Origin of the sequence: Glutamicibacter sp. JL.03c, assembly GCF_025854375.1 — a bacterium.
In the GTDB taxonomy this organism is placed as follows: Bacteria; Actinomycetota; Actinomycetes; order Actinomycetales; family Micrococcaceae; genus Glutamicibacter.
In genome coordinates, this window is record NZ_CP107575.1 from 639,509 (window position 1) to 653,512 (window position 14,004).

Sequence of the window (14,004 nt, forward strand, 5' to 3'; positions counted from 1 at the left end):
CGGCAGGGCGATCAGGAGCACCTGGCGTTCCTGGCCCGGGAGTGAAGCAGGATAAGCTTCTGCTCATGAGTAGCATGCAACCGATACTGCCCAAGGCCTCGCTGACCGAGCAGGTCACCACGATGATCAGGGCAGCCATCGTGGCGGGGGAGATGGCACCGGGGCAGCATTACTCGGCGATCGGCATTTCCGAAAAGCTGGGGGTCTCGCGTACTCCTGTGCGCGAAGCGCTGCAGCTGCTGGAAAAAGAAGGCATCGTGACCGTGGCCAAGAACCGCGGTGTCCGGGTCAACCAGATCTCCCTGGAAGACATTGTCGAGGTCTTCCAGCTGCGACTGGCGATTGAACCGCCGGCTGCCGCGCGCGGGGTCATCAATGCCAGCGATGACGACCGGGCCCGATTGGCGCAGCTGCATGCGCAGATGCTGCAGGCGGGGCGCAGCGGCGACGGGCGCGCGACCTTGGAAGCCGACAAGGAATTCCACCTCTGCTTGCTGGGGCTGGCCGGGAACAAGAAGCTTGACGGCGTAGTGGGGCAGCTGCGCAATCTGGTGCTGGCGCATGGCCAGACCACCATCCCTTATGCGCGAAGCAGCCAAGAGCTGGCAGGGGACCGCGAAGAAATCATGGCGGCGATCCTCGCCAAGGACGCCCCGGCCGCCGCCCAGGCGGTGCGCGGGCACATCATGCGCACCGCGCAGATGCTGGTCCGCTCGATCTGTTCGCGGACCGAAGGGCTGGAACCCGAACCGTTCCTGGAGCGACTGGACGACCTGTCGTCCTAGATCCGGTTCCTGAACGGCGCAACGCAATTTTCCACGATCTCTTGCCATTGGTGAGCTGCGCAACATAGAGTAGCATGCAACATGTAACAAGCGTCAGCTGTGAATCACGAAGAGGTGCAGAGATGGGCCAACCGCTCGACGGAATCAAAGTCGTCGACCTCTCGCGCATCCTGGCCGGGCCGCTGTGCACCATGACCCTGGCCGACTTCGGCGCCCATGTGCTGAAGGTCGAAAGCCAGGCAGGGGACGAAACCCGCGGCTGGGTTCCACCGGTCAATGCCCAGGGCATCAGCACCTACTACTGGGCGGTGAATCGCAACAAGCAGGCAATCGTTGCCGACTTCGCCAATGCTGAACACCGGGCAAGGCTTCTGGAACTGATCCGGGAGGCCGACGTCCTCGTGGAAAACTTCCGTCCCGGCGTCTTGAAAAAATACGGGCTGGACTACGACGGCCTGAAGCACTTGAATCCCCGCCTGGTCTATTGCTCGATTTCGGGATTCGGCGAGCAGGCCGGCGCGTCCTTGCCCGGCTATGACCTGCTCGTCCAGGCAGTGGGCGGGCTGATGAGCATTACCGGGGACCCAGAAGGAACGCCAAGCAAGGCCGGGGTGGCACTGGTAGACGTGCTTGCCGCGCAAAATGCCGTCGCCGGAATCCTGCTGGCGCTGCGCGAAAGGGAGAGCAGCGGTGAAGGGCAGCGCGTGAGCATCAACCTGCTCTCCTCGGTGCTGGCGGGAATGACCAACCAGACCAGCAGCACGCTGGCCACCGGAAAAGCACCGGTACGCATGGGCAACGCCCACCCGAGCATCGCCCCGTACGAAACCTTCAAAGCCAGCGACGGGATGGTGGCCATCGCCGTGGGAAATGAGCGCCAATTCGCGGCGCTATGCCGCCAACTGGGTGACGCCGCGCTCGCCGAAGACCCCCGCTTCCTCAGCAATGCCGACCGCGTGGCTCACCGCGGGGAACTGAAAGCACTCATCGAATCGGCCACCGCACAGCGAAGCGCCAGCAGCTGGGAGAGCAGCCTCATGAAGGCGGGAGTGCCCGCTGGAAAGGTGAACTCCATCGCCGAAGCCATAGACTTCGCCCGGGAACTGGGCCTGGATCCCGTGGCGGTCATCGAAGACCCGGCGACCGGGGAAACCACGACCCACGTCGCAAGCCCCATCGGGCTATCGCGCACTGCGGCCCGATACCGGACCGTGCCACCGAGGCATGGTGCGGATCAAGAGCTATTCGACCAGCAGACGACAGCAACCGCCTAGGAGCGAGAATGACCACCACCGAGCACGTCCTTGACCCGGCAGATCTCATCAATTTCGATTCACTGCTCAGCAGCGACGAGCTGGCCCTGCGCGATACCGTGCGCGGCTTCGTCAAGGAGCACATCAAGCCGAATATCGCCCAGTGGTACAACGACGCGGTGTTCCCGCTGGACATCGTCCCGGAAATGGCGAAGCTGGGCCTGCTGGGAATGCATCTGGCCGGCTACGGCTGCGGTGGCCGATCAGCCGTCGAATACGGCATCGCCGGAGCGGAATTGGAGGCCGGCGACTCGGGGCTGCGCACCTTCGTCTCCGTGCAGGGATCCCTGGCCATGAGCGCCATCCACAAGCACGGCTCGGAAGAACAGAAACAGGAATGGCTGCCGAGAATGGCCGCCGGCGAAGCCATCGGCTGCTTCGGCCTGACCGAGCCAACCGCAGGATCCGACCCGTCAAGCATGAAAACCTTTGCCCGCCGTGATGGCGGTGACTGGGTGATCAACGGATCCAAGCGGTGGATCGGCCTGGCCAACGTGGCACAGGTAGCGGTCATCTGGGCGCAGACCGACGAAGGGATCCGCGGCTTTGTCGTGCCAACGGACACCCCCGGCTTTACCGCGACCCCCATCGAGCAGAAGCTGTCCATGCGCGCTTCGATCCAGTGCGAGATCGACCTGGTCGATGTCCGGCTTCCAAGCACCGCGGTGCTGCCCGACGTCAGAGGACTGAAGGGACCGTTCTCGTGCTTGAATGAGGCGCGCTATGGCATTCTCTGGGGATCGATGGGAGCAGCCCGCGACGCTTTCGAGGATGCCTTGGCCTACGCGCAGCAGCGACTCCAATTTGATAAGCCACTGGCCGGCTACCAGATGACCCAGCAGAAGCTGGTGGACATGGCCCTGGAAATCAACAAGGGCTTCCTGCTGGCCCTGCACATTGGCCGGCTCAAGGACTCAGGAAAGCTGGATCTGCACATGATCTCGGTAGGCAAGCTCAACAACTGCCGCGAAGCGATCAAGATCTGCCGCGAGGCCCGCACAATCCTCGGTGGCAACGGCATCACCCTGGACTACTCGCCACTGCGCCACGCCAACAACCTGGAGTCGGTGCGCACCTACGAAGGCACCGACGAAGTCCACACCCTGATCCTCGGCAACCAGCTCACCGGCGTACCAGCCTTCCGCTAGAGCGAAGAACATAGAAAACCTAGAGGAAACATGACCAGGGAACCAGCATCCGACCCGGTGGCATTGCGCCGGTACCCCAACGGCGACTGGATTGAAGGTGAAGGCCGCAAAATCACTTCCGTCGCGGCAGCTGAGTGCGGAGGGAAGAATTTTTGCCCCGATCCTGGGGGTGCGCACCGATAGAGGCAACGAACAGGCATGTGAAGCCGCGGAGGACTCAGACTTCGGCCTGAGCCTTGCCTTGTCCACCAGCAATCTTTCTGCGGACCGCCAGGCCCGACAAACACTGGATGTTGGCACATTGCCTGTACATTCGGAATCAGCAGGTGCAGACCCGCACGTTCCCTGCGGAGCAGCCAAAGCATCTGGCTACGGGCCGAAGGAACCAGGAGCGGCAGCTCGCGAGTTCTACACCCGAATGACGACGACGTATCTGCGGGGCTGAGAGCCCGCGCTGGAGTGCCGAAGGAAGAATCATCAATGACGATTGAACGCATTTTGGTAATTGGCGCCGGAACCATGGGCCGGCAGATCGCGATGAGCTGCGCGCTCAGCGGCTACACGACGGTCTTGCAAGATATCTCCAGCGACGCCTTGGCCGCCGCCCGCAAGGAATTGGAAGGGTGGGCCGCCTCAAGGGTTGCCAAGGGCAAACTAGCGCGGGCGGACGCGGACGCTGCCTTGAACAATCTGGCCCAGAGCACCAACTTGGAAGACAGCGCAAGGAACGCTGACCTGGTTATTGAAGCGGCTGTGGAGCGTCTGGATATCAAGGAGCAGATTTTTGCCACCCTGGGCGAAAATGCGCCAGCCCACGCCATCTTGGCAACCAACTCCTCGACCTTGCCTTCCTCTCGCGTGGCCCAAGCCAGCGGCCGCGCTGAGCAGGTATGCAATATGCACTTCTTCAATCCCGCGTTGGTAATGAAATGCGTTGAGGTAGTCCGCAATGAACAGACCAGTGAAGAAACCGTGCAAGCCGTGACCGAGGTGGCTACCAGGCTGGGCAAGCGGCCGGTGCTGGTGAACAAAGAGATTCCCGGATTCATCGCCAACCGCATGATGGGGGCTCTCAACGCCGAAGCACTGAACCTGGCCCACGCGGGGATTGCCAGCATTGAAGATATCGACACCACGGCAAAAACCGCGCTCGGCCACCCCATGGGCCCCTTTGAGCTGATGGACATGGTTGGCTTGGATGTCATCGACTTCATCGCCCAAGCCACCTATGCCGAAACCGGAGACGAAGCTGATAAGCCACATCCGCTGATTACCGAAAAGGTGCAAGCAGGACTGCTGGGGCGCAAGAGCGGGGAAGGGTTCTATCCCTACTCCTAGAGAACAGGCAAGTGCACGGGTCGAGCCACGTGGCGGGCGTTGACTGCTTGTCGTTTTTCCAAGGTTTGGCGAGATCATGAAAGACTGTGAGCATGAGTCACATTTCGACTGATCAGCGAGCCCGTCACGTTGCTTCGCGAGTGGAAGACAGATTCCACAACTGGCGTGCCAAGCGGGCACTGGCGAAGGGCCAAGGGGCGGTGATTCTTCCCTATGCCGGGTACGGCTCCACCGGCCCCGATGGCGGATGGATCCGCGTTCTGGCACGCGTCGTGCTTGCCGGCCCAGGAGCCTTTGAATTCGGGCAGCATCAAGCACAAATGATCGCGGACGGGATCAGGGGCTTCCGGAATTTCGTCTCGCCCATTCTGCCATTCGGCAAAGTCAGCATCATGGTCGGCGAGCACCGGTTCGAGGTGCAGGCGGACCGCGGCGGCGTCCTCGACGTGAAGCTGTCGGTCGATCTTCCCGCTGGATGGAATGAAATCCATCTCCAGGCGCATGATGGCGACGAGGCAACCGCGCGCATCATGGTCATTGACCAGACCCAGAAATACGGCGTGATCAGCGACGTGGACGACACCGTGGTGGTTACGGCTTTGCCGCGTCCACTGCTGGCCGCATGGAACTCATTTGTCCTCTCGGAACATGCACGCGTGGCAACGCCGGGCATGGCGGTCATGCTGCAAAAAGTGCGGCAAGAACACCCTGGCGGACCGATGATCTACCTTTCCACCGGCGCATGGAATGTTGCGCAGACACTGCAGCGTTTCATGTCCCGCAATCTCTATCCCGAAGGACCGCTGCTGCTGACGGACTGGGGCCCCACAGACCGTTCCTGGTTCCGCAGCGGCATGCAGCATAAAGTGGACCAGCTGCGGCGTTTGGCCCAGGAGTTCCCGCACATCTCGTGGATCCTCGTGGGCGACGACGGGCAGCATGATCCTGCGATTTACGCAGAGTTTGCCCGGCGGTATCCCGAACTGGTGCGCGCTATCGTGATTCGCCAATTGACCCCGTCCGAAGCCGTGCTCGCTGGCGGCCGTTCCAACGAGCTGCGACGAACGACTCCGGGCGTGCGCTGGGTCTATGAGCCAGACGGCGCACGGATTCTGGACCAGCTGGTCAAGCTGGAATTGGTCGATGCAGACGCAAAAGATCTGTAGAAGGAAGTATGAAAATGGCTGAATCAACTCTTCGCGTGCAGGTGCCAATGCGTTGGGGTGATATGGACGCGTACGGGCACGTTAACAACGTGAACCTGATCAGGTTGATGGAAGAAGCGCGCATCGCCGGGTTTGGCGTGCCCGGCGGCACCGGCGCTCCGGGCGTTGAGCCGCGGGCCGATATTTTCTCCGCCGTGCCAGCGGGAACCCAGATTCTGGTAGTGGAGCACCGCGTGCGGTACTCCAAGCCGCTGGAATACCGCAATGTACCGGTGAATGTTGACCTGTGGGTCGCCAATATCAAACCCGCAAGTTTTGACATCTGCTACGAATTCCGGGATCCAATTGAGGATTACCTATGTGTCAAAGCCGCCACAACGCTGGCGTACTTTGACCCGTCGACATCACGCGTGCAAAGGCTGAGCCCTGAAGAACGTGAGGGATTAAGCGCCTTCGAGGGTGCTCCGACCTTCCCCAAGTAAGCTCTGGCGCTCCTGTCAATTAGGATTGATCTATCTACTCTTATTAGGACAGGAAGTGATGTTATGTCTCAGCCAGCTGGCGGACGTCCGCAAACCGAGGCTCGACCTGCACGTCCTCAAGTTGTTTTGCAGGTGCTCAAGCGGGAACAGATCGCACCTCATTTGATTCGCTTGACGCTCGGCGGGCCCGGCTTTGCCAACTTCGTCGACAAGGACGTGACGGACCGTTACGTCAAGTTCCTGTTCGCCAAGCCCGAGCTGGGCTTGGACATGCCTTACGACATGGAAGAACTGCGCCATAAGCTGGCACCGGAAAATCTGCCGGTGCGTCGCACCTACACTGTGCGCCGCAGCGATCATGAAGCGCAGACTATTGAAGTCGATTTCGTCGTCCATGGGGATGAAGGACTGGCTGGCAAGTGGGCGCGTGACACTCAGATCGGTTCGTCGATCTGTTTCGCCGGGCCAGCTGGCCTCTTCGTTCCACGCGAAGAATTCGATTTCCATTTCTTTGCCGGTGATGAGACCGCGATTCCAGCAATTTCTGCTGCCTTGGAAGCGATGTCTCCTCAGATGAAAGGCGTGGCCATCATAGAGGTCGCTGACGCTGCTGATGAGCTGGAATTGGTCCATCCCGAAGGTGTGGAAGTCCGGTGGCTGCATCGGAAGGGAGCATTTACTCCGCAGAATACCGTCTTGGAGCAGGCCGTGCGAGAGCACCCGTGGTCAGGTGGCCGTGTGCAGGTCTTCGCCCACGGCGAGCGTGAAGTGATGAAGCGGCTGCGCCTCTACTTCTATGATGAGCGCGCCGTGGAACGCCGTGACATGTCATTGTCCGCGTACTGGGCATTCGGCCGGGCCGAAGATGCTTTCCAGGCTGAAAAGCGCACTGAGGTCGGCAAAATCTTCGCCGACTAACGCTAAGTTAGACAGGCCTAATAAAAAATTACCGATATTAGGTGATTAGGGGTTGACCTTATTAGGGCTAGTTAGGTTATGCTTATTCCAGAGCTTCTCCCGTGTGTGGTCGGGAGAAGCGACAAACTTGACCGATATCATCGGCCAGTTCACTACGGTTCGGGGCTGCTCACCTCGACCTAGTGGTCGGCTTAGCCGGCTTGAATAAGGGGAATAGGGAATCGGGTGACCTGCTCAGTCATCCGGATCGCAGAAAAAGGAACTTGCCAAGATTGCACACCTTGGCAAGTTCCTTTTTCATTTGCCGCGATAGGCGGAGTCATGGGCCCACAAAAGCAAAGTGGCCAGGTATCCCGAACCTTCGGGCAGGGATGCGCTAGTGCCAGGCGCCATGCCAAGATCCTTGAGAGCCCGTCTGACGACAAGGTCAGAATCCAGAAAAATCATCGGGTCTCGCAGCCCGCGCAGTGCCATGTAGTCCCGTGTCCACGGGCCTACCCCGCGCAAAGATAGCAGCTGACCTAGGAATTCGTCCGGTCGTTGACCAAGTTCTTGTCCGTCATCGAGGTACCACGAGGCGACGTTGTGCAAAGTTGCGGCCCGCGACAAGGGGCATCGAATAATGGCCTGAATCTCCGTGGGGTTCAGACTTGCGGTGGACTCGGCGGTGGGGAAGGCCCGCAGTCCCGATGGATGCGCCTCACCCAGATGTTCTACGTATCGCCCGGCCAATGTCCGTGCGGCAGCCAACGAGACCTGTTGGCCGATGACCGTCGTTGCGAGCGCTTCGAATAGGTCCGGGTAGCTAATGAGCCTCAGGTGGGGAAATGCCGCGGCCAGGCTCCTGAATCCTGACATTTCCGAGAGGGCCTGATAGGCGCCCGTGGTGTCCTGCTCAAGCCCGAGCCAATGGATGATGACCGCCTGAAGCCGGGGAAGCAACTCCAGCGGGGCATCATGATCCACGCAGATTCCTGATGGATCCAACGTCAGGCGAGCATCAATCAGGTGATCCTCAATACGCAGAATCCTGTGGACCTCGCCCCTGCCGAAGTTGATGATCTCCTGGCCAGGAAGTGAATGGAGACTCAGCACCGAGAGCGCATGCGCGATATCCAGCGTTCCCTCTGCTTCCAAGCGCAGCCGCATGAGTCCTAGGCCCAGATTCCAGAGCTATTGCGACGGTGGGATCCCACCAGATGCGTATCGACCATGCCGATCGCTTCCATGAGGGCGAACATCGTCGTAGGCCCAACAAATCTGAAACCGCGTTTTTTCAAGGCTTTGGCCAGCTCCTTGGATTCAGGGCTTTGGGTGGGGATCTCCGCAATGGTTCGAGGAATGGGAGTCGCATCGGGCTGGAAAGACCAGATGAAATCGGCCAATCCTCCCTCTTCGCGCATCATGAGCGTAGCCTCCGCATTCGCGATGGTAGCGCGAATCTTCAGCTTGTTGCGCACGATGCCGGGGTTGTCCATGAGGCTATCAAAGTCGTTTTCCGTGAAGAGCGCGACCTTTTCGGGATCGAAGTTAGCGAATGCCTCTCTGAATGCCTCCCGCTTGGACAGGATGATGGCCCATGAAAGCCCGGACTGGAAGCATTCCAGGCTCAGCCGCTCGAAGACTCCTGCCTCGGTATTCACCGGCATGCCCCACTCGGAATCGTAGTAGTCGCGGAGCATATCGTTGCTGGCTGCCCATTGCGGTCGGGCGAGACCATCTTCACCAATAACAAGATCTTCAGTCATCTATCTATCTTCGCATTGAGTGAGGTCAAGGGCATGTACTGAAGAAATGCTTCAGATTTTAGTAAATCTTGAGTGTCGGTCGAGCAGATGGGTGCGAGGCGGTCTGCTGGTGCTGAACCGCGAGTTTTAGACCTGTGCCCCGGCGAATGAGGCGGTGGGTCGTCCACTCCTTCACGTTCAGTATAGGCCGGTCCTCTCGCCTATCAGCGGGGGTCTGCACCAAGCGCGAGTGCTTCGGCGCGCCGCGAGAAGCGGCATCTGCGCAACCTTCGCCTTCCGGTCTTCAGATTCCGGGCGCAGTGATTTATCATCGTTATATGGCGATGATAGAGTCCAAAAGCGATGAAGTGCTGGATCGTGAAGGCAAGACGCGGCAAGCCGCCCTCTTCCATGCCCTTGCCGACCCGACACGGCTGCTGATCCTCGAGCACCTGAAGACCGGAGACCATAAGGTCAAGGAACTCACCGATCATCTGGGGCTGGCCCAAAGCACGGTCAGCGCCCATCTCGCCTGCCTGCGGGATACCGATCTGGTGACTGCCCGCAGCCAAGGGCGGGCCAGCATCTATTCGCTGGGCCAGGCAGACTATCTGGATCAGCTGCTCTTGCTGGCACAGCAGCTCATTCCAAGCCAAACGCATCATTGGCATGAAGCGCACACCGGCAACCTGGGGGAGGTGTAATCATGGGCCACGATCATTCCCATGGCCATTCCCACAACCATTCGGATGCAAACCGCACCCGATTGGCCTTGGCTTTCGCCATCACTGCTGGCATCCTGGTCGCCGAAGTCATCGGAGCCATCGTCACCAGCTCGCTGGCGTTGCTTGTCGATGCCGCGCACATGCTGACCGACACGCTCGGGCTGCTGCTTGCCTTGACCGCAGCCAACCTGACTGCACGCAAACCTACGACAAAACGCACCTGGGGCTTCCGGCGGGCCGAGGTGCTCTCGGCCACCGTGCAGTCAGCACTGCTCTTGGCGGTGGGAATCTATGCGGCCGTCGACGCCGTCCGCCGGCTCTTCGCTCCGGCAGAAATCCACCCCACGGGGCTGCTGGTCTTTGGTGTCGTTGGCCTCTTGGGAAATGTCATTTCCATGTGGATCATCTCCGCGGGACGCAAGAACAACCTCAATATGCGCGCCGCATTCCTTGAAGTCGTCAACGACGCCCTGGGTTCTGTCGCCGTGATCATTGCTGCCATTGTCATCGCGACTACCGGTTGGATGCGCGCAGACTCGATTGCAGCCCTGGTGATCAGCGCGCTGATCGTCCCACGCGCCATGAGGCTGTTGGGCGAAACCACCCACATCCTGCTGGAATCCACGCCGCGGGGTCTGGACCTCATTGCGGTACGCGAGCATCTTGAGAACCAGCCCGGGGTCATCGCAGTGCATGATCTGCATGCCAGCCAGATCGCTTCCAACCTTCCCGTGCTCACCGCCCACGTGGTGGTCGAAGACGCCATGTTCTCTGCAGGAGTTGCCGGCGACCTGTTGAAGAACCTGCAAAATTGCGTGGCGGACCACTTCACGATCAGCATTGAACATTCGACTTTCCAGATCGAGCCATCGTCGCATCAAAGCACCGAGCACCAGCACGGGTGCTAGTCCGCGGCCCAGCAGATTGGCACTGGATCGCCTGTGGTTTAGTTTTGTCCGAACTGGGTCATACCTGAGTATGAGCGCCCGGTAAACAAGACAAGCCTGTTGGTGGATGCCCCTCTGGCTAGGAAGTTTATATTCTTTTGATATGACTTCTGAAACCCTGCCAAAAACAGACTATGCAGTCGCCGCTCGCGGACTGACCAAAACCTACGGGCATGACACCACCCGAGTCGAAGCGCTGCGCAGCGTGGACGTTTCCTTCGCACGTTCGCGTTTCACCGCCATCATGGGGCCTTCCGGATCCGGCAAGTCTACCCTGATGCACTGCCTGGCCGGCCTGGACTCGGCAGACGGCGGAGAAATCGTCATCGGCGGCAAGAACCTGCTTTCGCTCAGCGACGACCAGCTCACCGAAATGCGCCGCGAACAGATCGGCTTCGTATTCCAGTCCTTCAACCTGGTGCCCACCATCAACGCGCAAGAGAACATCCTGCTGCCGCTGTCCCTTGCCGGCAAGAAGCACGATAAAGCCTGGTTCGAGACCGTGATCAACGCCTTGGGCCTGCGCGATCGCCTGACCCACAAGCCGCATGAGCTCTCCGGCGGCCAGCAGCAGCGCGTCGCGGTTGCCCGGGCCTTGCTCACCCGTCCCGAGGTGGTCTTCGGCGACGAGCCAACGGGCAACCTGGATTCCCGTACCGGAGCCGAGGTCTTGTCGCTGATGCGCACCTCGACCCGTGAGATGGGGCAGACCATCATCATGGTGACCCACGATCCTGTCGCCGCGTCGTACGCTGACACCGTCCTGCTCATGAAGGACGGCGCCATCGTGGGAACCATCGAGGAGCCAAGCGTGGCTACCGTGTCCGAGGCACTCGCCTCATTGGCGGAGTAAGCGATGCTGCACGTAGCACTTTCCAATATCAAGACCTATGCGCGACGCTATATCGCTGTCGTGCTCGCAGTTGCCATCGGCACCGCGTTTCTCGCCGCAACACTGGCCGTGAACTCGTCAACACAGGCGACCTTGCGGAATTCCTTGGGGGATTCCTACAAGAACGCCGACTTGGTCGCCTACTGGGATCCAAGCCCGAGCGCCGACCCGGAGGAGACGACGGAGCTGACCGCCAAGGAGATCAGCGGCGTTCGCGAGCTTTCCGGCGTGTCCACCGCCTATGGCCTGGGCTTTGCCTACGGCCAGCTGCATACCGCGGACAACGGCTACACCGTGCAGATCCAGCCGGTCGACCCTAACCAGGGTCTTGGCGGCATGGAACTGCTCGCAGGCCGGGCTCCACTGGCCAATAACGAGATGACCATCGATGAATCACACGCTGAGGAGATGGGCGTTTCCATTGGCGATGTTGTCGCACTGAGCGATGACCAGGGCAAAACCCAGAACATCAAGGTTGTTGGCATCCAGCGATCATCAGCCAACCCGCAGACTTCTGCCTACGCGCTGGCCGGGATGAGCGAAAAGGCCTGGAACCACTTCGCTGGCGACGGCGCGGTCTTCCGCGATGTGGTCATCAACGCCGAGGGCTCCATCGATGCTGTGCGGCAACAGCTGCAAGACTACTTCGCCGACCAGAAGAAGAAGGACGTCTCGGTAGTCACCGCGGACCAAAAGGTCATCGACGAAGTAGCGCAAATGACCGGCGGCACCGACCAGCTGAGCGTCATCCTCGTGATCTTCGCCTTGATCGCGCTGGTCGTCACCGGCCTGGTTGTCGTCAATACCTTCTCCGTGGTGATCGCCCAGCGCACCCGTGAATTGGCGCTGCTGCGTACCTTGGGCGCCAAGCGCAAGCAGATCCGCAGCTCGGTGCTGATTGAAGCCCTGGTCATCGGCATCGTCGCATCGGTCATCGGCGTCCTGCTGGCCATCGTGCTGATGGCCGGCCTGATCCAGCTCCTGCATGCGCTGGTTCCTGCCATGTCCTATGCAACCTTGGCGATGACTCCGGTTGGCCTGGCCATTCCGATTGTTGTTGGCATCCTGATGACCGTTGTCGCCGCGAGCCTGCCTGCCCGTCGAGCCATGAAACTGGCGCCACTGGCAGCCCTTCGCCCCTTTGACGCAGCCAGCGTGAAGAACCGCGCAGGTCTTGTCCGCATCATCCTCGGCGCGATCCTCGCATTGATTGGCGTTGCCTTGCTGGTCTTCGGAGCGATCAAGGGCAACCTGATCGTCGCCTTCCTCGGCGGCCTGGTCTCCTTCCCGGGCATCTTGATGCTTGCCTCGCTCTTCGTACCGAGCAGCGTGGCAGGCATCGGCAAGGCTATGGCCGGCAAGTCCACGTCCCGTCGCCTGGCGGCGCTGAACGCGGTCCGCAACCCAGGGCGAACCACTGCCACGGCGACCGCGCTGCTGATCGGCGTGACCTTGGTATCGATGATCATGGTCGGCGGGCAAACCGCCAAAGCCAGCCTGAACAATTCGGTAGCAGCCGAATATCCAGTGGACATGATGGTGTCCTTCTACGATGGCACGACGAATCAAGCCAAGGCTGACAAGCTGGCCAAGCAGATCGACGACGTTGATGGCGTGAGCGCAACCTCGACCTTCACCAGCGCCTCGGCCGACGTGGAACTGTCCAAGGGCGAACTGGTCACTATGCAGCTGCTCGCCGTTGATCCGGATCAGTACGCCACGACCGTTCTGGACCAGAAGGTCGTTCCGCAGGACGGCGAACTGATCTTGTCGCAGTGGGAGACTGAGCAGAAGACCATCGAGGTGGCCGGCACCTCGCTGAAGGTCAAGCAGTCCGGGGCGTTGCTCTCGGGAAATCTGATCACGAACGAGACGTTCAAATCCCTGGGAATCAAGGATCCGAATTCCTACCCGGGCATCATCGTCAAGGTCGATTCGACTGTCGCTGGTGCGCAGATCAATGACTTGGTGACCGAGATTTCGGATATCACCGGTGTTGAATCTTCGATGATCGACGGAGGCGTGGTCATGAAGTCGATGTTCACCCAGATCATCGACGTGCTGCTGACCATCGTCTCGGCGCTGCTGGCCGTTGCCGTGCTCATCGCGTTGATCGGCGTCGCCAATACGCTCAGCCTCTCGGTGCTTGAACGCACCCGTGAGAACTCGCTGCTTCGGGCGCTGGGTTTGAAGAAGAAGCAGCTGCGCAGCATGCTGGCTACCGAAGCGGTATTGATCGGCGGTGTTGCGGCATTGCTGGGCATGATCCTGGGTGTCGCCTATGGCCTGCTCGGTGCCCAGTCTGCCCTGGCATCCATGGGAACCCTGACCTACTCCATCCCGTGGTGGCAGCTGGCAGCTGTCCTGGCCATCAGCGTGATTGCTGCGCTCCTGGCTTCCATCACGCCAGGCCGGCGGGCTGCAAAGCTTTCACCCGTGGAAGGCTTGGCCACCGAGTAGCCGCTCCCTGGACACTGGAGGACGGGCAAGCAGGTCCAAGATCGAACTCTTGGAGCAGCCACTGCGCCACGAAGCTCAAGGTCCGGTTCCCTGCCGAGGGAAC

The 14,004-nt window shown here is 60.3% G+C and carries 14 protein-coding genes; 12 read left to right on the top strand and 2 right to left on the bottom strand.

Features of this window, described 5'->3' with window-relative positions:
* Positions 1 to 65: 65 nt before the first annotated feature.
* From OF385_RS03020 to OF385_RS03055, 8 genes are all read left to right on the top strand, one after another.
* Positions 66 to 785: a GntR family transcriptional regulator gene (locus tag OF385_RS03020; RefSeq protein ID WP_264276915.1), complete on the top strand. Its 720-nt coding sequence runs from the start codon at positions 66 to 68 to the stop codon at positions 783 to 785.
* 122 nt (positions 786 to 907) lie between these two features.
* A complete protein-coding gene (locus OF385_RS03025; protein ID WP_264276916.1) occupies positions 908 to 2,059 on the top strand; it encodes a CaiB/BaiF CoA transferase family protein in 1,152 nt (383 codons plus the stop codon).
* Positions 2,060 to 2,067: 8 nt separating this feature from the next.
* Positions 2,068 to 3,246: an acyl-CoA dehydrogenase family protein gene (locus tag OF385_RS03030; RefSeq protein WP_264276917.1), complete on the top strand. Its 1,179-nt coding sequence runs from the start codon at positions 2,068 to 2,070 to the stop codon at positions 3,244 to 3,246.
* 97 nt (positions 3,247 to 3,343) lie between these two features.
* Positions 3,344 to 3,691, top strand: a complete 348-nt coding sequence (locus tag OF385_RS03035; RefSeq protein ID WP_264276918.1) for an aldehyde dehydrogenase family protein — start codon at positions 3,344 to 3,346, stop codon at positions 3,689 to 3,691.
* A gap of 35 nt (positions 3,692 to 3,726) precedes the next feature.
* Complete coding sequence (locus OF385_RS03040; protein WP_264276919.1) at positions 3,727 to 4,584, top strand: 3-hydroxyacyl-CoA dehydrogenase family protein; 858 nt, start codon at positions 3,727 to 3,729, stop codon at positions 4,582 to 4,584.
* A 92-nt stretch (positions 4,585 to 4,676) separates the two neighbouring features.
* The gene (locus OF385_RS03045) at positions 4,677 to 5,750 is read left to right on the top strand and encodes an App1 family protein (protein WP_264276920.1); all 1,074 of its coding nucleotides are present in this window, start codon (positions 4,677 to 4,679) and stop codon (positions 5,748 to 5,750) included.
* Between the two features lie 14 nt (positions 5,751 to 5,764).
* Entirely contained in the window at positions 5,765 to 6,232 is a 468-nt protein-coding gene (locus tag OF385_RS03050) for an acyl-CoA thioesterase (protein WP_264276921.1), read from the top strand.
* A gap of 63 nt (positions 6,233 to 6,295) precedes the next feature.
* Positions 6,296 to 7,150: a siderophore-interacting protein gene (locus tag OF385_RS03055; RefSeq protein WP_264276922.1), complete on the top strand. Its 855-nt coding sequence runs from the start codon at positions 6,296 to 6,298 to the stop codon at positions 7,148 to 7,150.
* Between the two features lie 297 nt (positions 7,151 to 7,447).
* Here the strand turns inward: OF385_RS03055 and OF385_RS03060 are convergent, their stop codons facing one another.
* Positions 7,448 to 8,299, bottom strand: a complete 852-nt coding sequence (locus tag OF385_RS03060) for a DNA-3-methyladenine glycosylase family protein (protein ID WP_264276923.1) — start codon at positions 8,297 to 8,299, stop codon at positions 7,448 to 7,450.
* 5 nt (positions 8,300 to 8,304) lie between these two features.
* Positions 8,305 to 8,898: a DNA-3-methyladenine glycosylase I gene (locus OF385_RS03065; RefSeq protein WP_264276924.1), complete on the bottom strand. Its 594-nt coding sequence runs from the start codon at positions 8,896 to 8,898 to the stop codon at positions 8,305 to 8,307.
* 317 nt (positions 8,899 to 9,215) lie between these two features.
* On the opposite strand from OF385_RS03065, the gene OF385_RS03070 reads away from it, so the two are divergent.
* The 4 genes from OF385_RS03070 (at position 9,216) to OF385_RS03085 (ending at position 13,901) form a co-directional block, all read left to right on the top strand.
* Positions 9,216 to 9,581 (top strand): ArsR/SmtB family transcription factor, encoded by a 366-nt coding sequence (locus OF385_RS03070; RefSeq protein ID WP_264276925.1) that lies wholly within the window; start codon positions 9,216 to 9,218, stop codon positions 9,579 to 9,581.
* Positions 9,582 to 9,583: 2 nt separating this feature from the next.
* Complete coding sequence (locus OF385_RS03075) at positions 9,584 to 10,510, top strand: cation diffusion facilitator family transporter (RefSeq protein WP_264276926.1); 927 nt, start codon at positions 9,584 to 9,586, stop codon at positions 10,508 to 10,510.
* Positions 10,511 to 10,652: 142 nt separating this feature from the next.
* A complete protein-coding gene (locus OF385_RS03080) occupies positions 10,653 to 11,402 on the top strand; it encodes an ABC transporter ATP-binding protein (protein ID WP_264276927.1) in 750 nt (249 codons plus the stop codon).
* A 3-nt stretch (positions 11,403 to 11,405) separates the two neighbouring features.
* Complete coding sequence (locus OF385_RS03085) at positions 11,406 to 13,901, top strand: ABC transporter permease (protein ID WP_264276928.1); 2,496 nt, start codon at positions 11,406 to 11,408, stop codon at positions 13,899 to 13,901.
* The last annotated feature ends 103 nt before the right edge of the window (positions 13,902 to 14,004 follow it).